Source organism: Streptomyces cucumeris, from assembly GCF_024295805.1.
Taxonomy (GTDB): Bacteria; Actinomycetota; Actinomycetes; order Streptomycetales; family Streptomycetaceae; genus Streptomyces; species Streptomyces cucumeris.
On sequence record NZ_JANCLX010000029.1, the window covers coordinates 92,663 to 114,863 of the forward strand.

The following is a 22,201-nucleotide window of genomic DNA, read 5'->3' on the forward strand; positions in this document are numbered from 1 at the left end:
GTACTGCGTGGTGGCATCAGCCAGTGGCGCAGAGGGGCCAGCTTGTACGGCTACCACCCGACGGGGGCGCCCAGCGGACTCGCCTGTACACGGGATCGAGAGCTGCGTCGTTATGTCCGTCGGTTGAAGCCAGTGTGGCGCAGGCATTGCTGCCACGTGCATTCACGCTGAAGGCAAATGGGCAGCCTCACTCGTTGAATTGATAATGAATCCGGATCAACTTTGGCTCATTCCATCCGCACATTGGCGGGCTGGTCAACCGTGCGTTGACCAACCTCTTCTTCTGGGGCAGAGTGTGTGCAGTCACACGGCAATTCATATAAATCTCCCCGGAGTTCTCTGACTCGCCGACCCCTGGCTCCGAACGCAAATGGTGCTTGAAACAGTTCGGTTTCATGCCTGGCCAGTCCGTCCCCGTGACTTGCATTCTGATTCGTTCACTACGAGTTGGAGATACCCTTGCGACGCATACGCAAGAGACCACTGGTGTTCGCGGGTACCGCGGGCACCGTCATCGTTCTTTCCTTATCCGGTATCGCGCCGGTCCATGCCGCAGCCCCCACGCGTGCGTGCAGCTTCGCCTACGGCGGCAACATCGTCTCGTACGCAATGACGTGCAGTGAGCCCGGTGAGCCGATGTATGGCGGTTTCGCCACATGGAGAAACGTTCCGATCGGCTTCGACCAGGTCGAAACGCGCAACAGGACCGTCCTCGCCTCCGTCTATCTCCGCGTCACGCCCAACACGGAGGAGTCTCCTGTTGCGCAGAACATCGAAATCGGCCTGTACGCCGAGAAAACCGGAAGAACAACCAAGACCTACGGTCCCAAGTGGTGGGAACTAGGGAAGCGTGGTGGGAGAGTCACAGCAATCAAAGCCGGTGTTGACCCCAATAAGCCTGATAGACGAAACCATACCTACATGGCTCTGCGGAAGTCCACCGGAAACCAATGGGACGTCCTCTACGACTTCAACAGCGTCGGCAGTACAACAGAGCAGCTGAAGGTAGTCCCCGGATCTACGAACCGGATCGACACGGGGCTGCACCTCATGGGGCACGAATACATGGACGTGCCTGAGATCGCGGACCGCATGCGCTTCATGGACGGCAACAACACATGGCGCAGAGTCAAGAATGAGAACGCCGCCAAAGTGGTGTCGCTCCCTCAGTGCAGTGCAACAAAGAAGCCCCCGAACTGCTTCAAGACAAGACTCAGCACGGACGGCGCGGTGTTCAACCAGTGGACGGTGAGCAAACCACGCAGAGCAACACCGGCCAAGGCCGCTGCCCATGACGCTCGGCCCCAGACCCCTCTCGGTCCCAAGGCGCAACCAGCGCAGTTCAACGGAGTCGACCAGACTGCGCTCCAGAAGTGCCTGGTCGAGGACGCCGACAGCTGTCTGGCCGCAGTCCCCGGTCTCGCCGAATGCGTTCGGACCACACGCGTGTGCAATGCCGCTGCCCTGGAGACCGACGCCACGTCCGCCGAACCTGACGCGGAAGTCGACTCAGCATCGATCAAGGAACGGGCAGCGACCGCCTTCGATGTCGATCCACAGCAGATCAGCGTTGGTGGTCCCAACCCTGCCAAACAGGTTCCTGCGGGGTTTACCGATCACAGTCTTCTGACCGTCACCTCATCCGCTGCGACCCCCGGTCTGCGGCCGAACGGCCAGAGCTACGAAGGCTTTCAAGCCACCTACTCCAGGACAAGCGGTGACCTTGTCGAAGCGTGCTGGGGAGACATGTGCGGCGCCTGACACGCAAATCAACCCGCACGTCGGACCACTCACGAAGCCCCCTGAACCTCTTTGCGTCCGTACAACCGCGTCGGGAGCCGAACTTGTCCAAGCATAAACCGATAGCTCGCTGGGTCCGCGGTGCCATGGCGGCCTGGACCCTTGCTTTCTTAGCCGCCTCGGGTGCCTCGGCATCCCCGGCAGACATGCAGGCCGGAGGAGAACACGCGGGCCGTCCGCACTTCGTGGACACCGCAACCGTGCCAAGGGAAGAACTGCGGGAACTCCCTGACCCGGTGCCACTCAGCACCTACCTGCACACTGGCAAAGACAAGGTCGCTGCTTCACCCTCTGAGCGCCACGGCATCGCCGGCGAAGGGGACCTGCGCGCTGAGTGCGCCAAGCACGAAGCCCAGGCGAAGTCCAAGAAGGGCTGGATCAAGAGCCGTTTCGAAAGCTGCTTCAAGCGCCACTACGATCTCTTCCTTCGTAACCGGGCAAACACAGAAGCCATTGGAAGGCTCATCTTCGATGCCTGGGTCCTCGGTTTCGCGTATGACGGAAAACGAAGGGTCGACTTCGCCGTCAGTGTTGAGAACATCTACGTGGCAGCAGACAGTGGTCAGAACGCCAGGACCTGGCGCATCGCCCAGGAGTTCAGCCATGCAATCGACACAGGAGAGAGCGACCCGGGCGCGGCGGTCACGGAGCCGACTGTGAAGCGGCGGGACGATCTGCTGGGGGAGTGGAACTCAACTCCCCACTGGAATCTGGTCTACACTTCCCCTGACAACGGACCTCAGCACCGTACGGGTAACTTGCAACGCGTCCAGACCATCATCGACATGGACACAGCGGTCACCTCTCCCAGCGTCGACCCGTATGTGGAAGTCGCGAGCCATCAGAACCTCGTCCGCTTCGACTACGCGGGGCCGATCGTGGGGAAGCATAAGGGAACGGTCTTCACACAGGCTCGGGTTGAGCTCGTCATGAGCAAGAAGAATCCGGAGGTCAACGAAAGCGCCCTGCACATATACGACGCGCAGGAGCGACCGGAACGGACCTTCCCGTCCTTCGTGGGGAAGACAGTGCCCGGAGAGAACGACCCTCTGCATCGTGTCACCGATCCCAACAAGATCGAGGACCAAAGGCGGCATTCAATCAAGGAATGCAACAAGGTGTGGGGCGACTACACGGGGACAAGGCTTCAGTGCGACGAATATCCGTTCGCGAGTACCCGAGAGGGTTCGCTCAAGGGTGACAATCGCTTCTCCGTAAGGCTCATCGAGGGAACCGACAACCACAACGGCGGAAAGGCGATTCAGGCGACCTACGATGCCAATCGGATCCTCAACGGTGATCCATTTTACGTAAAAATCACGTCCTAGCGCTAAGAGGAGGACGCCTTCATGGTGCCCCTAGCCGAGTACAGCGTCAAAGCCACCCCTGCTCGAGGAATGGTGGAGGTGTACGACGCTGACGCGTACCTCGGTGACGATTCCGCCTTGAAGGCGTCGGAGCGACAGGTGGTGGCCGGCAACGGCTACCACCTGTACCTTCGCAGCCTCCAGGCCGATATCCAAGTGACGGTCACCATTCGCATTTGGCCGTCAGAGCAGCAACCCCCCGCAGAGGCTGACGGCACTACCGCCGTAACTCTGGAGTCGGAGACCGGACTACTGGTCATCAGACAACCGACCTACGGCCCGGCCGGGGAAATGGAGCTGCCGGAACCGGGAGTGTACGAAGGGTATGCCTGGTGGACGGGCAGAGAGTCCACCGGTGCCTACTACAACGAGGCCCTCGCCCGTATCGGCGACGATTGGACCATTGAACAGATCGGTCAAGGGTGGGCCGAGTGCCCCTTCGAGGAGGTCTACACCCTCGATCTGCACTTCGTTCGCCCGTCCGAAGAAGTCGATGAGGATGACTGACGGACTGTGCTAGGCGTGACCTCCATCTGCCGTACGCGCGAGGGTGGATGGAGCGCCTGGATCGTCTGGGCGTGGCGAGCCAACGCGGACCGCATCGACCGGCTTGCTTTGGCGCGCGTGTGGATATTCGGCAGGTGCCGGTCAGCGCGGGCCTGGTCGAGGAAGGCGCTGACATGGGCGATGCAGCCGTTGTCTCCGTCCAGGGCATAGCCGACGCGCATCAAGAGCTCGCCTGACCCGCCGCAGCCTATCGGCATGTGACCTGCGGGCCGCCGTACAAGAGCCTGTCTTGCGTAATCTGTGCCCGGTCCGCCTCGGTGCCCTCATTGACCTCCTTCCCGCCATGGAAGAGGCACTGAACGTCTCGCCCGTGCTCCGGGCTGGGTCGGGAGCTGCGAAACCGGGACGACGTAGCGCTGACGTTCGCGGCGCACACCTCCTCCCGGCGGTAGTCGCGGCCGCGGGATCCGCCTTTGCCGCGGCCGTCCCGGGCGCGGCAAAGGCGGCCGCGCGGGCGTCGGGATTCGGCGGTGACGATTCGCCGGTTTCGAGGGCTTGACTGATGCTCGAATTCCTTAGAGAACAAGAGCATACCGGAAGTCGGAACTGGCCCGGGACGCTCAGGGACGCAGCGCCGTGCGGTACTATCTGGCATGGCGTGATGGAAGTCAGCGCCTGTGCGGCACTGTCCGGTTGGGCCCGTATAGATTTCGCAGTCGAGTCGGCCTCGTGTGTCAGCACTGTCACGCCGGGTGTGCCCGCTCTCGGAATCCCAGAGAGTGAGTTCTTCCAGTGGTGCGCTACCGGCTGGCGACGATCTGCATCGCCCGCATGAGCCGCACCAATTCACCGGTACTGGTTTGGCGGCTCCTTTCTGGAGATCACGTTGAAAATCCTGCCCGAGATTTCTCGTACCCTGAGTGAGTATCTCCTCATTCCCGGCCTGACCACGGAAGACTGCACGCCGGATAATGTGGATCTCGGTGCGCCGCTGGTGCGTTACCGGATCGGTGAGGAACCGCGGATCCGGATAGCCACGCCCATGGTGAGCGCCATCATGCAGGCGGTGTCCTCCCCGACTCTGGCGGTGGCTCTGGCGCAGCTCGGAGGCTTGTCGTTCATCCACCAGAACCAGCGGATCGAGGATCAGGCCACAGACGTGCTGGCGGTGAAGCGGCACAAGGCCGGCTTCCGGACCAGCGAGGTCATCGTGGCGCCGCAGACGCCCCTCGGCGAGCTCGCCCGACGGCTGTCCGAGGCCGAGCAGGGCGTGGCGGTGGTCACGCAAGATGGGGAGGTGGACGGCGAGTTCCTCGGAATCATCGGTCTCGACGACTTCCACCTGGAGCGTCACGGGGCCTCCGAGCTGACCGGCAACCGGATGCGGGGCCGTGACGGCTTGGTCACCGCGCCTGTCTCGGTCACCCTGTCCGAGGCGAACGAGCTGATCTGGAATCACCACTTGGACGTGCTGCCGGTGCTCGAGGACGGCCGCGTCGCCTCCCTGGTCCTCAAGCGGGACTACCAGGCCCACAAGACCTTCAACCGGGCGACGGTGGATGGCGAGAAGCGCCTGCGGGTGGGCGCCGGCATCAATTCCCGCGACTACAAGGACCGCATTCCCGCCCTGGTGGAGGCCGGTGCGGACGTGCTGTGCCTGGACTCGTCCGATGGCTACTCCGTGTACCAGGCGAAGACCATCGAATTCGCGCAAGAGAAGTACGGCGACGACGTCTTCGTCGGTGCGGGGAACGTCGTGGACGAGCGGGCTTTCCGCTACCTGGCCGATGCGGGCGCGGCCTTCGTGAAGGTCGGGATCGGCGGCGGGGCCATCTGCACCACGCGGGAACAAAAGGGCATCGGCCGTGGCCAGGCTTCCGCACTGCTCGATGTGGTTCAGGCTCGCGACGCGTACGCGCAGGAGACCGGGGTGTACGTGCCGCTTTGTTGCGACGGCGGTCTGCTCAACGACTCGCACATGGCGATGGCGATGGCGATGGGGGCGGACTTCATCATGCTCGGCCGCTACTTCGCCCGTCTCGACGAGAGCCCGTCGCGGAAGATCCAGATCGGCGGCCAGTGGTACAAGGAGTACTGGGGCGAGGGCTCGCGGCGCGCCCAGAACGAGGCCCGGTACGGCCAGCGAGGCCGGATGGTCTTCGAGGAGGGCGTCGACGGCTATGTGCCCTACGCCGGCAGCATGTACGACAACGTGGAGCGGACCCGCGCGAAGCTGATCTCCACGATGATCAGCTGTGGCTCGACGAATCTGGGGGACTTCCACCGGGATGCGGTGCTGGTTCCGGTGTCCTCGGAGTCGTTCAAGCAGACCGGGGCGGAAATCGAGGTACGTCGGCCCGCGATTGATGCTGGGGACTAATTCGACCGGTGCAGGCCCGTGGCCGTCGGCCTGAACGCGCCCACGGCATCTCGACTCCGCGGGGCGGTGGTCCTGGCGGGCCTCCACGAGGGCGCGCCTTCGTGATGGAGGAGCTCCAGCAGGGCGACGAGTGGCTGATCGACAGTGTTGTGTACACCGGAGAGATCCGCTTCGCCTCCCTCACCGAGTGCACCCGACCCTGCCTGAGCGTGGTTGAGTCGCAGACGTCATTGCAGATTCGCTGGTTCGACCCTGCCGCGGAGGCGTGGACGTACGATCCGGCGGAGCCCGTGGTCGGAGCAATCCAGTGGCGGCCATCCGGTCCGGCTGAGCCTGCCACTGGCGGCCCGGTTCTCGGACCGCCAGTGGCTGGAGGTCTTGAGGAGGACGCGCGGCAGCCGTCGACCTGATGGTGATGGCTGGTTTCAGCTCCAGCTCGGTGAGGTTTTGGGCCACTTGCTGTACGGCACCGGTCGGCCCGTGAACGCGTCCAGCAGAATGCGATTGCCGGTGGGCCGGTCCAGCGGCACCGTCAACCTTTCACCGCGCATTTCGCTGGTGCACACTCCGTCCTTGGCCCCGACGGTGGCTGCCGACAGAACCACGCTGTTCTTCGTCTCCAAGACGTTCACCGTAGGTCCGTCGTCGCAGGATCCGTGATTGGCCGCCACGGTGACGGACCGCCCAGCCGCCGTGACCCGGACCAGCCCGCCCAGTGGCGCCAGCACATCGGTGGATGTCCGTCCGGCAGGCTTGATCGGTGACTCGGGGAGCTTGGAGGGTATGACAGCGGCCCGCTTGAGCGGGGCGTCGTAGCCCTTCAGGGTGAACAGCCAGGCCAGCACAGTGGCCTTGCCACGGCTGGTCATCACCGTCATCTCACCCAGTTCCGCTCCGGTCACCGTCAAGCGTCGTCCGGGGCTGCTGTCCCGGTCCAGGGCCTTGTACGCCCGACGAACGCCCATGAGCGGCAGGGTGAGCGAACCGCCGCTCTGCCACGTCACCCGGGCGTCCTTCTGCGGCAGGTCAGGGAGATCGCCGTCCAGATCGAAGTTCCCCGCCTCGAAGGCCCGCTGGTCGGCTTCGTCATGGAGGCCCCCTTCGGGTACCTGGACAACCTCTCCCATGGGGTAGAAGCCTTGGTGCCACATCTCGGCGGCCTGGGAGCCGTCCCATGCATCGGCCACCTGACGGGCGCGGATTCCCCACGGTGGTGCCGGCTCGGTGTGACGTGCCCTGTCGTCATCGCCTTCGCTCTTCCCGCTGCCGCAACCGGCGACTGTGCTGATCCCCCATGCGCATGCGGTGATGACGACGGACAGTCGGCCAAGAGTCTTGGTGGTCCCGTGCATGGGTCTCCCCGAGCTGATGGTGACGCCTGGTGTGTTGCCATGAAGGCAGGGATGCCTCACCGCTCCTGTGACGTGTCCGCCCCGAACGAGGTTCGGTCGTGTTGGGTCGTCACGGTTGCGTCCAGCGGGGTGGCAGAAGCCTGGTGGTGGATGTGAGGAGGCCCGCATCCGCCCGACGCCCGGGCCTTGATCCATGTCAGCGCAGCCGTAGGATGAGTGCCGCCTCGGGCAATGGCGATCCGCTCAGCACGAGCTGCTGCAGCTCTTGCAGTTGTTTCGACGGTTCCAGTCCGAGTTCCTCGCCGAGCCTGTTGCGCAGCATGTGGTACGCGGCAAGTGCATCGCTCTGCCGACCCGACAGATACAGCGCGAGGATGCGGGCCATCCAGAGGCGTTCACGGAACGGGTGGGTTCGGATCGGCGCATCCACTGCCGCAATGACCTCGGCGTGTTCCCCGAGAGCCAGCGCGGTGTCGAGATACTCCTCCATCGCCGAGAGCCTGAGTTCTTCGAGATGAACGGATTCCGCATAGAGAGCGGGTACCGACAGGACGTCCGCGAGCGCCTCCTCCTGCCAGCCTGCGAGTGCTGTGCGGAACTCTGTGAGGGCGCCGCGCAGATCGCCGCGGGTGCGCTGCCGGCGGGCGGAGGCGACGCGCCGTTCGAACGAGGCGAGGTCCAGTTCATCCGGTCGCAGTGCGAGTCGGTACCCCGGTGGCGCGTGTTCCAGCCGGTCTGCGGCGTTGTGTTTGCCGAGCACTTTGCGTAAATGCCATACGTAGACCTGTAAGTTCTTGCCGGCACTCGGCGGGGGAGCGTCTTGCCACAGGGTGTCCATCAACCGCTCGACGGAGACCGCGGCCCCGTTGGCGCATGCGAGTTGGGCGAGAAGTGTGCGTTGTTTGAACGAGCCGATCCGGAGGGTGCGCCCGCTGACGGTGAGCCGCACCGGCCCCAGGATCTTTAGTTCCATGAAGTCCCCTTTGATACCGGTCCCCGACCGTGAGGCGGTGGTCGACACCTCTCGTCGACTCCCGGCCACGTCCGGGATCGACCCTTCCTCTGCGTTCGACTCTGTGGGGAAATGGTGACAGTTGGTGCACCAATGGGTCAACTGGTAGACGAATCGCCAATACAGTTACCAACTGGTAGTTGATGTGGGAGTAGATGCGATCGGAGGTGCTCATGTCGGACCAGCCACACGGGGCGCCACTGTCGGAGTTGTTGGACCAGCTGTTCCTCGGCAGCCGTCCGGAAGGGCGTCGCTGGACCAACGACGAGGTGGCGGCCCGTATCAAGGAATCCCACCCGCGGATCCGGGTGAGCGGCGCGTATCTGTCGGCGTTGCGCAACGGCAAGCGCACCCGTCCGTCTCCTGAACTGCAGGCGGCCCTGGCCGAGTTCTTCGGGGTGTCACCCGCCTATTTCGTCGACACCGGCCACGCGGAGAAGGTGCAGGAGCAACTGGCTCTGCTCGACAGCATGAGTCAGTCCGGCGTTCGCGCTCTCGCCCTCCGGGCGGTGGGGCTGCCGCAGGAAAGCCTGGAGGCGATCGTCACCGTGCTCGACCAGGTACGCAAACTGCAGGGACTACCCCCCGTGGAGGATGACTGATGTGTGCGCCTGGCTGTCCGACCGACGGCCTGATGCGTAGACGACATCTCAAGAAGCTGCGGCGTGCCTGTCGGGAGCGGCTTGCCACGCTGGACATTCCGGCGCTGCCGGACATGGCAGCCCTCTGTGCCTTCCTGGGGGGCCGTTCGGGGCGTCCCGTGCACCTGCTGCCCGTGGAGCTGCATGGCACCGGGGCCTTCGGACTGTGGATCCGAGCTGATGACGCCGACTACATCGCCTACGAGCGACACACGAGCGCGGCCCACCAGTGGCACATCATCGCCCACGAGGTGTCGCACATGCTCTGTGGCCATCACGGTGACGGCACGACCGCGAGTGTTCCCACCGAGCTCTTCACCGGTCTGGATCCGAGCGTCGTCCGGGGCATGCTGAAGCGCTGCGGATACGCGAGGGAAGTGGAGCAGGAAGCCGAAGTCATGGCGTCACTGCTCCTTCTGTCGTTGAACGCACGGCAGCAGGACGCCGAGCCCGCACGGCGTGCTGCTCCTGGCCATCGGGAGACCTTGGCACGCATCGAGGACGTGATCGGGCCGGCCGGTGGCGGGATGATGGCGCCCGACATCACCCGTGGCCGCCGAGGCTGCGGATGACCTACCAAGCCCTTGCCTGGTGCTGCGTCACGGGGGGCATGGCGGCGTTTCTGTACAAGGTGCCGGGGCTGGTGGGGGGTCGCACCGACCCCGCGCGCATCGCCCTGTGCGTCTATTTCCTCGCAACCTGCCTGTATTTCGCCGTCAGCCTGGAACCGCTGCGGTCGTTGACCGTCACACTCGTCGGTCCGCCCGGTGCCATGCTCCTGTTCGTGGAGGCGATGGTGATCGTCCTTACCGCCGCTCAGCAGGTGGTGCTTGTCCACTGGGCGGATCCTCCCGAGTCGGCAGCCCGCAAGGCCCGACGCCGCATCGCGGGCTACGGCATAGCGCTTCTCGCCCTGAGTCTCGCCTTCGTTCTCCTCGAGTTGCCTCGGTACCGAGTGAACAGCGACGCCGACATGCTGCGGAACCTGCGCGACCCGTGCTACGCCACGCTCTATCTCGCGCACCTCGCGCTGTACGCGGTGGGACAGTTCGAGACGGGCCGCCGCTGTCTGCACTACGCCAGGATCGCTGGTCGCCCCTGGCTGAGCCGGGGTATGTGGGCGGTGACGGCAGGATCGGTGTGCATCCTGTGCTATTGCGTGATGCGGAGCGTGGAGACACTCGGCACATGGCTCGGCTCGACGACCCTCTGGAGTTCCCATTGGTGGGTCACAGGGAGCATGGGGCCGCTCTTGCAGATCTTCGGCTGGACAGTTCCCTGTTGGGGGCCGAGGGTGAGTGCCGCCTACCGCTGTGCCACCGCCTACTGGTCCTACCAGCGGCTGCGTCCATTGTGGGAAGCCCTGTACAGGATCACGCCGGACATCGCTCTGGAGCCACCACGATCCCGGTTCATCGACCTTCTGCCGCGGCGCGGATTGTCCTACCGCTTGTACCGGCGTGTCATTGAGATCAGGGACGGACAGCTATCGCTGCGTTCATACCGTGTCGAAGCGGACGAGCGCCCGGTGGCTGACCGTCAGGTTCAAGAGATCACTGTTGCGCAGGAGGCGGCCATGATCATGGCGGATGTGCGTGCCCGCATGGCGGGCTCTTCGGCGGTGGCGGCCCCAGCCGGTGTTCACGCGTCGTTCTCCCCGCAGAGTGGTCTGTCCGCGGAAACCCACCGGCTCACCCAGGTCGCGCGCGCTTTTCGGCGCCTGCAACGGCAACCATTGAACGGATTCCGGGAATGACCGCTCTTCCGGCCGGCGTTCACGGTGACCGTGTTCCATCGAGTGTCCGCAGGCGCAGTGCCATGGTCGCAGGCAGTAGATTCGCCACCAGGGCGAGGAGCACCGTCGAGACGACGGTACCGACCACCAACATGATCGGCAGTGACGGCAACACCGAACCCGTCGCCCCACGACTGAAGACCATCAGCGGCAGTACGGCCACGATGGCACCCGCCAGCAGGGCGAGCACGGAGACGGCCAGCCACTCCCACATCACGACCCGCATCAACTGGCGTCGATCAGCGCCGAGAGTCCGCATCAGCCGCAGATCCCTCTTCCGGTGCACCGAGGCCATCGTGAGGGCCGTCGCCGCTGCTGCGGCACCGAAGGCGACGAGCGAGCCCAGCAGCAGGTAGCGGCTGCGTGTATCGGCTGTGGAAACGGCCTCCACCTGCTCTGCGGCACGTGTCCGATTCAGCACCAGCCCCGCCGGAACGTGCTTGCGCAGCCGGTCCAGTTGGGCATCGGCGTTCGGAGCCCCCGGGCGCAGGGCCAGATACAGCTTCGTGATCAGCCCGAGCGAAACGTGGCGCAAGGCGAGGTCGTAGGGGAGGAGCAGCTCACCGAATCCCTCGGACCGCTGAAAGACCGCCACCACCCGCAGACGGGCTGTCGTCCCGTCCCCCAGCACCACGGCCACACGGTCACCGACGCTCCATCCCGCCTTCCGGGCCAGAGAAGCGGACACTGCCACTGTCTCGGCCCGCAGAGCGGCTAATTGTCCGGAACTCACCTCCAGGTCCAGGAGGTCCGCCGTGGTCTCGGGCTCCACGCCCTGGGCGGGAAACGACTCCAGGATGTCTCCTACCGGGCTCGAATGCCGGACCACGACTCCGGTCTCCACCGCGGGAGCGACCTCACGCACCGCAGGGAGCTTCCGGGCGGCTGCCACCACGTCAGGGGGCAGCCCCTCGGTGCCGTCCGCGACCAGCACACGGTCCACCCGGTTCATCCGCGCCTCGGCTTGCTCAGCGCACCGTGTCTCCAGCGTGGCCCCGGTGAAGAGCACGGTCCCGGTGAAGGCGCTGACCACGGTGAGAGGTACGACCGCACTGGCCAGCCGGCGGCTGTCCGTGCGAAGGGCGCCCCGGGCGACCCGGCCGGACACTCCGCCCAGGCGGACCATCAGCGGGCCGAACAGGATCATGCCGCCCCGTACGACCAGCGGGCCGATCAGCACCACCCCCAGCAACAGGACGCCGACTTGGGCCAGGGTCTTCATGACCCCGACCTCGGTCCCCGTGCTCCGCAGGGTCAACACGATTCCCGCCGCGATGGTCAGAACCCCGGCGAGGACGCGTACGACGGACATCCGTCCCGGGGGCCGCTCGGCCTCGCGCAGAGCCTCGACGGGCCGGATACGGACCGCTCCGCGAATGGCGAGCAGCGCGGCGGCCTGTGTGCCGACGAGGCTCAGCAACGCCGCGGCAAGGATCGGTAGCGGCCCTCTGACCAGGGTGAGCCCCGCAGGAAGCACCCCCATCGAGACGAAGAGGTCGCGGACCGGCCCGGCCAGGAGGAGCCCCAGCGGTCCGCCGACCACCACGCCGACACAGGTCAGGGCCAGCGCCTCACCGCAGAGCAGAGCGCTCACCCTCCCGCGCGTCGCACCCACTGCGCGCAACAGGGCGATCTCGCGCCGTCGTTGCTGCACGGCGATGGTGAAGGGTCCGATGACGATGACGGTCGCGAAGAGCGCGGCCAGAAGGCCGAAGGAGGCGGACACGGCGAGTGCGAAGTCGCGTCCCTGGACGATCTCCCGTCCCTCGGCTTCGCCCTTGTCGCTGCCGTACAACACACGAACACCCGGACGGTGGAGCCGATCCTCGATGCGTGCGGCGAGCTCGCGGGCGGTGACACCGTGGTCCGCCACGACGGCGATGGCGTACGGGCCAGGGACCCCGCCCGCCGCCCGGGCCAAGCCCTCTGCCGCGCGATCCGAGAAGAACAGGGCAGCCTCGGCCCTCCACCCACCTCCGGAGGACTCTTGGCCGGCCCGACCGCGTTCGGCGATGCCGCTGACACGGTAGTTCCGGGCCCCTGACGCGGTCAGCACGCGGATCTCGTCCCCCGGCTCGACGCCGGCCTCCTCCGCCGTGCGGCGATCGGGCATCACCTCACCCAGTCGGGCGGGCGGCTTCCCGGACACCACACGGAAGGGCCCGAGCGCTGCGGTGCGCCATGAGTACCCCCTGGAGTCCCTATCGCCGGACGCACCCACCACCTTGCCGTCAGCGTCCGCGAACCGTGCGGAGAAGGGCCGGTCGGCGACCGCCTCCCGCACTCCCGGAACGGCGCGGATCCGGTCGGTCAGGTCCTCTGGTAAGGGGCGTTCTTCAGGGAGCAGCGCTTGGAGCCGCCGCCCTCCGGGTTCTGTGTCCTTCACCCAGGGATCGCCGTCGACCACGACGTCGGCCGCGGCGAACCGCTCGGGTACGGCTTTCATCCGCAGGCTCGACTCGAAGCACACCCCCCATACCGTGGTGAGCACCACGCCGAGCAGGATGCCCACGAGCGCGCCGGCCAGTCCCGGAACCCGACCCCGTACCGTTCGCCATGCGATAGGCGGCATGGTGCGTCCTCAACTCTCCAGCCCCAGTTCCTCGCACAGGAACGCCAGTGTGTCGGCGCCCAGAGCGGCTGCCTGGCTCATCGTTCGTCTGCCGTGGCCGCTGCCTCGTTCGTGCCGCAGGAGCACCGGTCTGCCCGAACTGCTCGCATGCTGCACGGCGGCGCACATCTTGCGCGCGTGGGCAGGATCGACACGGGTATCCCCTTCGAATGTCTCGAACAGCACCGCCGGATAGGCCGTGCCCTCCCGGACGTGATGATACGGAGAGTAGCCGAGCAGCCACTGCACTTGCTCCGGATCGTCCGCGCTTCCGTATTCGGCGCGCCACAGCCGTCCGAGACCCATGCGTTCGTACCTCAACATGTCCAGAACAGGAGCCGAGCAGACCACCGCCCGGTACAGATCGGGACGCTGAACCAGGGCCGCGCCCACCAGGAAGCCACCGTTCGAACCACCCACCGCGCCGAGCTGACCGGGGGTGGTCCAGCCATCAGCCACGAGCCACTCGGCTACCGCGTTGAAGTCGTCGATGCTGTTCTGCTTGCCCGCGCCAGTCCCCGAGCGGTGCCAGTCCGCTCCCTGTTCGCCGCCACCGCGTACCTGCGCTATGGCGTACACGCCGCCTGCCTCGACCCAGGCCACGGCATCGGGCTGGTACACGGGGCCGATGCTCACGCCGAACCCTCCGTAACCGGTCAGCATGGTGGGGCGTGGGCGTCGGGGTGTCGTGTCCCGGGCGAGGATAAGGAGGCCGACCAGTGTCCCGTCCTTGCTCGGACAGCGCATATGGCGCACCGTCATATGCGGTGGACGCCGGTGCCGTGTGGTGCGTTCGGGGCGCACCGGTTGCCACGAGCCGATCTCGTACCGCAGCACGTGGCCGGGTGTGATCAGGCTCGAGTAGCCGATCCACACCTCGCCCGCCGTGTGCCCGGCGGGGGCCGGTACGGATACCCCGGTGACGGTCCCCGGTCCGGGGAGCGATACCCGAGCCGTCACCTCACCTGTGTCGATACGGTGCGCGGTGGCGTCGCCGATCGCGTCCCGTTCCCACACGGCCAGCAAGAGACCACCGCCCAGGTGGGTGAATCCGGTGAGAACGGCCTCGGGGTGCTCACCTATGAGTTCCCGCATCGTCCCGTGCGGCTCCGCCGGGTCCATGACGCACAATCTCCGACGCGGGGCGCGGTCGTCCGTCAGCAGGTACAGGCGGCCATCCGGCCCGATTTCGCCCCGCACACGCGCGTGTGCGGCGCTGCCTTCCGGATGGATGCGACGCCACTGTGGCCGGTCCGGCCGGCACCGGGCGAGGTCTGCGAGCAACAGTTCGTGTGGGCGGGCGGGGCCGTCGGCGAGGGAGGCCAGAAGCAGGCGTCCGTCGGGTCCGATGCCGATGTCGTAGACGCGTCGGGGGTCGTCCGGGCCACCCAGCACCCGCACATCGGCACCGGCGGATCGGCCCACCCGGTGCAGCCAGAGCCACCGTTCGGTCCCAAGCCCGCCACCGGCATCGGCCGGGATCGGAGGACGCACGTAGAAGAAGGACCGGCCGTCGGGGAGCCAGGCGACCGGCGAGGCACGACACCCCCTGATCCCGTCGTCTCCCAGCCGTCCGGTCGCGACGTCCAGGACCTTCAGCACCGCCGTCTCGGCTCCGTCGCTGGACAGCTGGCATGCCACAAGGCGACCGTCGGGGGAGGGGGCCCAGGATTCCAGCATCGTCGTCCCCGGGCCCTCCGACCGGGCCGGGTCGAGCAGTACACGCTCCGGCTCGCCCGGCGCCGCCGTGTACAGCACTTCGTGCTCGCCACCGGGTGGCCGCCGCACGAAGAAGCGGCGTCCAGCGCACCAGCGCGGGACTTCCTGCGCGGTGGTTCCGTACAGTTCACGCAACCGGGGGCCGAACCGTGTCGTCCACTGGCGCCGGACCTGTTCGAACCGAGTGTCCTGGGCGCGCTGCCACTCCAGCGTCCTGGGTTCCGCGGTGTCCTCGAGCCAGCGATAGGGGTCAGGCACCCGATGTCCGAAGAGGTAATCGGTCATGGGGTCCCTGAACGCCTGCCCCGGAATTCCGCGATCGGGGCAGGGTGTGCTCTCCGCGCCGGTCACAGCACGGATGCGGCGAACCGCAGAACCGTCACCAGATCGGCCATGGCACCGGGGCCGCTACGACCGGTGTGCACCGAGACTCCCTGCTGGGTGGGCACCACGTAGTAGCCCTCCTCCTCGACGCGTGCGAGATTGCGTTTCAGCGATGGACGGCGCAGGGCCGCCTCGGGAAGCGACGGCACGACGATCACGGGGCTGACGGCGCTCATCACGATACTCAGGGCCAGGCTGTCGGGCATACCGGCCGCGCACTTGGCCACGAAGTTGGTGGTGGCCGGCATCACGAGGACCAGGTCGGCCCAAGCGGCGAGGGCTTGATGAGGCGCGACACCATCAGACGTCGGCCACGTCGGTCCCCATACGGCGGCGCCGGCGCCCGCGGCGAGCGCCTCGCGCGCCACGAGCCGCTCCGCCGAGTGGGTCAGGCATGGCCTGATGGACCAGCCGTACCAGGAGCGCAGCAGTGCCGCCCATCCGGGCAGTTCCGCGACGGAGAACGCACCCGTTCCGATGAGCACCACCTGACCGCGGGCAAGCGGCAGTTGACGCGGGGCACGCGGTGGAGGGAGCGGTACCGCTGAGGTCTCTTGCCCCGCGGTGAGCGGCGTCATGTCCATCAGACAACTCCTCTGCGGAACAGCGAAACGGCCCACCAGACGATGGTGATCACCAGCGCACCGATCACGGCGAACCCGGTCGGCACGGCGGCGTCGGTGAGGTGACCTGCCATGAGGCTTCGGGCGGCCTCGACGGCGTAGTAGAGCGGGTTGGCCTGTGCCAGCATCCGTAACCAGCCGGGCGCCAGCGCCACAGGGAGCAACAGACCACTCACCAGCGTCATCGGCATCGTGACAAAGTTGACCGCACCGGCCAGGGTGTTCTCATCGCGTACCACGAGGGCCAGGGCGTAGGAGGCGCCGGCGCCGAGGACACCGACCAAGGCCACCAGCGAGAGTGCCAGTGCGGTACCGGCCAGGTGGATGTGCAGGCCCATGGCCGCGCCGACTCCCAGCAGCAGAAGCGCCTGTGCGGTGAGCAGGGTGACGTCCCGCAGCAACCATCCGATCAGCAGGCACACCGGGCTCACCGGAGTGACCGCCAGCCGTTCGAGGAACCCCGCGCGCAGATCCGCCAGCAGCCCCAGTCCCATGAAGGTGCTGCCGAAGAGAGCCACCATCATCAGCAGCCCGGGGACGAACATCTCGAACTGGCCGCTGTGCCCCATGCCGGGGCCGGAGAGGGATTCCAGCAGTGGCCCGAACAAGACGAGCCACATCACCGGCTGCCCCAGGCCCAGCATGATCCAGGCGCGGTTGTTGACCGCCTGGTGCAGGGCGAAGCGGTAGAGCACGCCGGATGTCCGAAGGAGGATCACCCCGCCACCTCCGGTGCGCACGCAAGGGAGCGGCCCGTGTGGTGCAGGAAGACATCGTCGAGACTGGGGCGGGACAGGGCTACGGTGTCGACGGCGAGACCCTGAGCCTCGAGGACACGAAGCGCGGCGGGCAACGCACGTTCGCCGTCGTCCGCGTACAACCGCAGCACCCGGCCTTCCGACCGCACCGAACGGACCGACGGCAGGCCGGCGAACAACGCGTCGGCCGAGGCACCGGGGTCCTTGCTCAGAAGCAACCGCAGGACATCGGGCGACAGGGCCCTCTTGAGCTCACCCGGTGTGCCACGGACCATGATCCTGCCCTGGTCGATGATGGCCAGGCGGTCGCAGAGGCTGTCCACCTCGTCCAAGTAGTGGCTGGTCAGGAAGACGGTACAGCCGCGTTCGCGAAGACCGTGGATCTCCTGCCACAGGCCTGCCCGGGCACGGGGATCGAGGCCGAGTGTGGGCTCATCGAGGAAGAGCAGATCAGGGGCGTGCGCCAGGCCGACGGCCAACGCGAGCTTGCGGGCCTGGCCCCCTGACAGACTGGACACACGCCGTCCCGCCAGATCCTCGAGGCCGAACAGCCCGAGCATCGCGTCGGCCCGCCGCAGTGCCCGCGCTCCGGTCAGTCCGAACAGCCGCACCTGGAGCAGCAGGTTGGCACGTACGCACGTCGCGGGATTCACACCGCCGTTCTGGCTCACGTAGCCGATACGCCGACGGACCTCGTGCGGCTGGGACAGCAGGTCGTACCCGGCAACCGTGGCTGTCCCACTGTCCGGGGTGAGCAGCGTGGTGAGAAGCCGGACCGTGGTTGTCTTGCCGGCGCCGTTCGGGCCGAGGAAGCCGAAGATCTCGCCGCTGGGCACCGACAGATCGATGCCGCGCACCGCTTCCACCACTGGCCCCTGCCGGTCCCGGCGTCGTCGGAGGGGCTTCCGCATCGCATACGTCTTGCGCAGCCCCTGGACCTTGATGGCGGCCGCGCGTGCGCCCTTGCCAGTGGACCGGGTTTCTTCCGCCGGTCCGGCCGGACGTGTGAAGGGCCCCTTCATCCGCCGAGCGCTTCCGAACGGTTGAGGAAGGCCCGAAGGTGGTGTCCCGTATCGCCGGACAGCAGACGTTCCATCGCGTGGCGGGCCGCCACTCGCTCCTCTGACGGAACCGTGTCCTCCAGGACGGGGCCCGTCGTCGTGGAGCACATGGCGTAGTAGTCGTCCCGGAGCATCGATATGGCCACGCCGTCGTGGTAGCGGCCGTCGAAGAACAAGTAGTCGCGCAGTAGCCCCTCCACGATGAAGCCGCGGGTGCAGACGAGCTGAATACTGCGTTTGTTGTAGAGCCCGACGACTCCTTGAACCCGGTGCGCGTTCTTGGAGTGGAACAGATGACGCAGGAGGAGCCCCAAGGCGTCGGCTCCGTACCCGGCTCCCCATTGCTCCGGGTCCCCGATGTTCACGCCGATCTCGTAATTGCCCGGATAGGTCACCCGGGCGTAGTCCACGACTCCGACGTGCTGTCCGTCGTGGGTGACGACAGCGAGGTAGACGTGGCCGCTCCGCCGTGCGAAGTCCTGGAGCTCCGCGCCGGAGACGAAGTCCGTCGATCCCGAGGAGTAGGTGCCCGAGCGGTCCGAACACCACTCGGCGAGATGTTCGTAGTCCTCGTGCGACATACGCTTCAGACGGACGAGCTTGCCGACCAACGCCATGAGTCTCTCTCCAAGGGGTTTGCCGGATCCACGAGAACCCGTACGGTGGGTGCCGGGTCCGCTGCTGACAGAGGTGGCATCCTCGTGGCAGCGCAGCGGACCCGGCCGGCATGTGTGAGGCCATGTGGTGGTGGCAGCGGCTTCACACCGCCCTTTCACAGGCTGGGCACTGTGGTCAGCAGTGCCAGCTGGCGGTGCTCACGGGAAGCTCGGATCCCTCCGTGGAAGTCTCCAGCTCCTGGAGTTCGAGAATCGTGGCCATGTCTGTCACCTCCTCACGTCGATGGTCGGGTGTCCCTCATCTCCCCTTCCGGAGCAAGGGCCGTGGGACAGCGGCCCTGCCGGTTGCCCGCTGCTCGTGTCAGGGTGTGCGCGGGCGGAAGAAGGGAAGAAACTCGGCCGAGTCGGCGAAGGCGGATGTGATGCCCAGCAGCACTCCGGCATTTCCGGTGGCCAGGTCCATGGACAGCCGGAGGCTCTGGTCACCCGGAAAGGCGAGTTGGCCTCGGTAGGACAGTGCCAGCCAGCGAAAGCGCCTGAGGTGACGCTCCACTACCTGTTCGGCGTCACCTGCGGGTTCGTGGTGGCTCAGTCGGGCCAGCGTGGCCAGCAGTCCTGCCCGCCCATTGAAAAGGTGTGATTCCACGATCAGTTCGGTACGGCAAGCGGACACGATGCCCCGCGCGGCTGCGGCCAGCCGGTCGTCCGCGCGGTGGGCCAGGAACTCATCGGCCACAAGACCGACGCCGGCGCTACCGCTCTCCAGGTAGGTGAGCGTGCGACGACCCGCCTCCAGAACCTGGACGGTTCCGTTGTCGAGCCGCACACACCCCGCGAGGTCACGGCTGAGCGCGGCACGGGCCGTGTCGAGGTGGGACGGATCGCCCGTGTCCTCGTAGAGCCGGATGAAGAACAGCGCGGGGCCGGACCAGCCATGCATCAGCCCGGTTCGGTTCTCCGCCCCCGGCTGTCGACCCGTGCGGATCAGTTCGGCCAGGCGATTCGCGACGCGCTCCGTCTCCCGGCGCGCCTCTTGTTCCCCATAACCCTGTGCGAAGGCCAGCGAGTTGAGCCCGATACCGGCCAAGCCGCTGAACAACGAGATGCCATGGACCTCTTGGGCGAGCGGATGAGCCTCGGCCAGGACGGAGCGGGCGGTCTCACGGTAGCCCAAGCGGTCCAGCGCGTAGGCGGTTCCGTGCAACCCGGTGTAGAAGCCCGGTCGCGGTGCCAGCCCGGCGCGCACCTTCGCCAGAAGCCATTCCTCGTGTTCCGGAAGCCGTTCCTGGCCGGTGGCGGCCAATGCCCACAGCACCCCGGCCGCTCCATGGGCGAGAGTGGCCGGGGCGTAGCGGAACTGACGCGCATCCCCGGGGTAGAGCCGGTCCGTGCGTTCCGGCGTTGCGCTCAACCGGATGGCCTCCGCGAGTGAGTCGCACAGGACGGTCCAGTCCATCTCCTCGGCCTCGAAGTCGACATCGAGAGACTCCCCGAGAAGGGAGCTCCGGGCATTGGCGAGCTCGGCCGGCAGTGCGGGCGGCACCTGGTCGCTGCGGCCGTTCATGACTCCCATGTCCCGCAGGATCCGGGTCCCGAAGTCTTCCGGTACCGGAAATCTGTCCCGCACGGCGGCCACCGTCTGAGCCACCTTGGTCGGCCCCAACGGAAAGATCCGGTTGACCGGGAGGAAGAACCACAACGTCAGGGCCGCCAGCGCATACCGGTCCAGGTCCTGCCCGCGGCGCAGCCACGGAGCCGCGAAGCCCTGGGCTCCCATCGCCGGCCGGTCGGGCTCTTCTTCGCGGAAGGCCGTCTCGAAGTCGATGAAGGAGACACTGCCGTCCGCCGCGACCAGGACGTTGCCCGGGTGCAGGTCACCGAAGAAGACCCCTTGCCGGTGTATGCGCTCCAGCAGCTCGGAGATGCGGTCCAGAAGTGTCAGTGCCGTGTGCGTATAGCGGGCGACGTCCTGCTCGTCCGGGTCGGGCTGGAGCAGCGCGTGCTCGCGCCCGGCCCACACATGCAGGGAATCGCCCGGCAGATATTCCATCGCCAGGAACTCGTGTTCCCACGCGGTGAAGTAGTCCTCGACGGCCGGGACACCGTTCAGGCCGGAGAGCTGGTTCAGTACGTCCCGCTCTCTGCGCAGCCGCGCAACGGCGTCGCGGCCGTCGCGGTCGAGCCCGGCACCTGGGCGTGCCTCCTTGAGGACCAGGGGTGCACCGTCGGCCAGACGCTCCGCCAGGTAGACGCCTCCGCCGTTGGAGAAATGAAGGGCCTTCTCGACGCGGTATCCGAAATTCGCGTCACCGGCGCGAGCCGCCTCCTGGTGCGGTCGCAGGAAGTCGGGCAACTTCACCCAGCCCGGCAGATGGAAGACCGGTTTGCGATGGTCCTGGACCAGAGCGCCGTCCGGTCGCTCCAGAGCTGACACGAGTTCGCCGTCCATGGTCAGGACTTCTCGGTGGCGGAACCCTCCGTAGCGCACATAAAGGGGGCCCTTCCCCCAGCGCAGGTCGCTCAGTACATAGGGCCCGTCCTCCGTCTCCAGCAGCGGGGACAGTTCCTCCAAGACCGTTCGGCACGCCTGGTCATCGCTGGGATACAGGGCGGCCAGCTTGCCGCTCGAATGCCGCGGCGCGTACTTGGAGTTGAGGATGAGGTGCATATGGGCATCGCGCAGATGCTTGAAGGGCAGATGGTGTGCGACGCAGTAGTCCCACACGATGCCAAGTACCCGGTCGGCGTTGTCCGCTCGGGAGGAGACGTGGATCTTCCAGCCCTGCGCGGGCGGCAGGACGTGTTCAGGGCGCAGTACCGTCCACAGGTCCTCCGCCGAGCGGGTCCAGCCGTCGGGCAATGACCGCTGGGTGACCGCGAACTCCGCGTCAGGGTCCACCCAACGGCTCGGAGTGTCGTAGAAGACCAGGTCCGACCATCCGAACAGCTGGTGGTTCTCGTCCACGGTGTCCTCGCCCCCTCTCGTTCGTCCGTGTGCCACTGTCGCGGTGTATCGATCGGACCGGTGTCCCGTCCGTCCGGCACAGCAGAGAACCTACAAACGGGGTGGTTTACCGCCGGTATAGAGCTGCTATACGCGCTGCTCCCAGGGGGGAGGGAGAGGTCGGCCCAGGCTCTCGGCGGCGGCCCGAGGGCGGGCGACGCCGTGCGCCTCTGATCCCACTCGTGTGGTGAGTGGATGTTGTGCCAGTGAGCGCATAGGTCCTGATGTGGCCCGGCCGGTCGCGGTGGCCACATCTTCTCCGCGTCCCTCAGGTGCCAGGTCCGGTACATCCGAAGGGTTCTGGTGTCGCCCGGCGATCACACGCGCCCGGAAGAGGTGGACCGCCGCGGGGTCGCCGACGCTGTGGCGGACTGTTTCCCGAGCGAACGTAGCGCCGGTGCGACGGGGCCACCGGGCTGGATGGAGGGGGGGCTGACCGGCTGCGGCCGCCGCCCGCTAGGGGGCGACGGCCGCTACCGTTTTGACCTGCGAAAACGCAGTTTTGTTGAACTATGAAGCTGACGGTCCGACGCGTACGGTCATCTTGGAGCCGTCCTTGCGCTCCTTGAG

Annotated in this window: 18 protein-coding genes; 8 read left to right on the forward strand and 10 right to left on the reverse strand. The window is 66.6% G+C overall.

Going from position 1 to position 22,201, the window contains the following annotated elements:
- Positions 1 to 486: 486 nt before the first annotated feature.
- The 5 genes from NMK44_RS31780 (at position 487) to NMK44_RS31800 (ending at position 6,054) form a co-directional block, all read left to right on the forward strand.
- Positions 487 to 1,761, forward strand: coding sequence for a hypothetical protein (locus NMK44_RS31780; RefSeq protein WP_254749716.1), 1,275 nt, complete (start codon positions 487 to 489; stop codon positions 1,759 to 1,761).
- Positions 1,762 to 1,886: 125 nt separating this feature from the next.
- Positions 1,887 to 3,128 (forward strand): NucA/NucB deoxyribonuclease domain-containing protein, encoded by a 1,242-nt coding sequence (locus NMK44_RS31785; protein ID WP_254749718.1) that lies wholly within the window; start codon positions 1,887 to 1,889, stop codon positions 3,126 to 3,128.
- Positions 3,129 to 3,197: 69 nt separating this feature from the next.
- Positions 3,198 to 3,674, forward strand: coding sequence for a hypothetical protein (locus NMK44_RS31790; protein WP_254749758.1), 477 nt, complete (start codon positions 3,198 to 3,200; stop codon positions 3,672 to 3,674).
- A 47-nt stretch (positions 3,675 to 3,721) separates the two neighbouring features.
- Positions 3,722 to 3,910, forward strand: a complete 189-nt coding sequence (locus NMK44_RS31795; protein WP_254749720.1) for a hypothetical protein — start codon at positions 3,722 to 3,724, stop codon at positions 3,908 to 3,910.
- 650 nt (positions 3,911 to 4,560) lie between these two features.
- Entirely contained in the window at positions 4,561 to 6,054 is a 1,494-nt protein-coding gene (locus NMK44_RS31800; RefSeq protein ID WP_254749722.1) for an IMP dehydrogenase, read from the forward strand.
- Between the two features lie 425 nt (positions 6,055 to 6,479).
- Here NMK44_RS31800 and NMK44_RS31805 read toward each other — a convergent pair whose 3' ends face one another.
- Together NMK44_RS31805 and NMK44_RS31810 are read right to left on the reverse strand one after the other, a co-directional pair.
- The gene (locus tag NMK44_RS31805) at positions 6,480 to 7,406 is read right to left on the reverse strand and encodes a hypothetical protein (protein WP_254749724.1); all 927 of its coding nucleotides are present in this window, start codon (positions 7,404 to 7,406) and stop codon (positions 6,480 to 6,482) included.
- Between the two features lie 196 nt (positions 7,407 to 7,602).
- On the reverse strand, positions 7,603 to 8,379 hold the full coding sequence (locus NMK44_RS31810) for an AfsR/SARP family transcriptional regulator (protein ID WP_254749726.1): 777 nt from the start codon (positions 8,377 to 8,379) through the stop codon (positions 7,603 to 7,605).
- A gap of 251 nt (positions 8,380 to 8,630) precedes the next feature.
- Between NMK44_RS31810 and NMK44_RS31815 the strand changes: the two genes are divergently transcribed.
- Genes NMK44_RS31815 through NMK44_RS31825 form a run of 3 tightly spaced genes read left to right on the forward strand, consistent with a single transcriptional unit; the run spans position 8,631 to position 10,815 of the window.
- On the forward strand, positions 8,631 to 9,020 hold the full coding sequence (locus NMK44_RS31815; protein WP_254749728.1) for a helix-turn-helix domain-containing protein: 390 nt from the start codon (positions 8,631 to 8,633) through the stop codon (positions 9,018 to 9,020).
- A gap of 32 nt (positions 9,021 to 9,052) precedes the next feature.
- Positions 9,053 to 9,631, forward strand: a complete 579-nt coding sequence (locus NMK44_RS31820) for a toxin (protein WP_254749730.1) — start codon at positions 9,053 to 9,055, stop codon at positions 9,629 to 9,631.
- Positions 9,628 to 10,815: an MAB_1171c family putative transporter gene (locus tag NMK44_RS31825; protein ID WP_254749732.1), complete on the forward strand. Its 1,188-nt coding sequence runs from the start codon at positions 9,628 to 9,630 to the stop codon at positions 10,813 to 10,815. Before NMK44_RS31820 ends, NMK44_RS31825 begins: the two co-directional genes overlap by 4 nt.
- Before the next feature lie 19 nt (positions 10,816 to 10,834).
- On the opposite strand, the gene NMK44_RS31830 is transcribed toward NMK44_RS31825, so the two are convergent.
- From NMK44_RS31830 to lanKC, 8 genes are all read right to left on the reverse strand, one after another.
- Entirely contained in the window at positions 10,835 to 13,426 is a 2,592-nt protein-coding gene (locus NMK44_RS31830; RefSeq protein WP_254749734.1) for an ABC transporter permease, read from the reverse strand.
- A 9-nt stretch (positions 13,427 to 13,435) separates the two neighbouring features.
- A complete protein-coding gene (locus NMK44_RS31835; RefSeq protein WP_254749736.1) occupies positions 13,436 to 15,469 on the reverse strand; it encodes a prolyl oligopeptidase family serine peptidase in 2,034 nt (677 codons plus the stop codon).
- Positions 15,470 to 15,531: 62 nt separating this feature from the next.
- Positions 15,532 to 16,152, reverse strand: a complete 621-nt coding sequence (locus NMK44_RS31840; protein ID WP_254749738.1) for a flavoprotein — start codon at positions 16,150 to 16,152, stop codon at positions 15,532 to 15,534.
- Positions 16,152 to 16,910 carry an ABC transporter permease gene (locus tag NMK44_RS31845; RefSeq protein WP_254749740.1) on the reverse strand — a complete coding sequence of 253 codons (759 nt, stop codon included), beginning with the start codon at positions 16,908 to 16,910 and terminating at the stop codon, positions 16,152 to 16,154. The genes NMK44_RS31840 and NMK44_RS31845 overlap by 1 nt, the downstream gene beginning before the upstream one ends.
- On the reverse strand, positions 16,907 to 17,971 hold the full coding sequence (locus tag NMK44_RS31850) for an ATP-binding cassette domain-containing protein (protein ID WP_254749742.1): 1,065 nt from the start codon (positions 17,969 to 17,971) through the stop codon (positions 16,907 to 16,909). The genes NMK44_RS31845 and NMK44_RS31850 overlap by 4 nt, the downstream gene beginning before the upstream one ends.
- Positions 17,968 to 18,627, reverse strand: a complete 660-nt coding sequence (locus tag NMK44_RS31855; RefSeq protein ID WP_254749744.1) for a GNAT family N-acetyltransferase — start codon at positions 18,625 to 18,627, stop codon at positions 17,968 to 17,970. Before NMK44_RS31855 ends, NMK44_RS31850 begins: the two co-directional genes overlap by 4 nt.
- Positions 18,628 to 18,802: 175 nt before the next feature.
- Positions 18,803 to 18,889, reverse strand: coding sequence for a class III lanthipeptide (locus NMK44_RS42800; RefSeq protein ID WP_374215371.1), 87 nt, complete (start codon positions 18,887 to 18,889; stop codon positions 18,803 to 18,805).
- A gap of 99 nt (positions 18,890 to 18,988) precedes the next feature.
- On the reverse strand, positions 18,989 to 21,628 hold the full coding sequence (lanKC, locus tag NMK44_RS31860; RefSeq protein WP_254749746.1) for a class III lanthionine synthetase LanKC: 2,640 nt from the start codon (positions 21,626 to 21,628) through the stop codon (positions 18,989 to 18,991).
- Positions 21,629 to 22,201 lie beyond the last annotated feature (573 nt).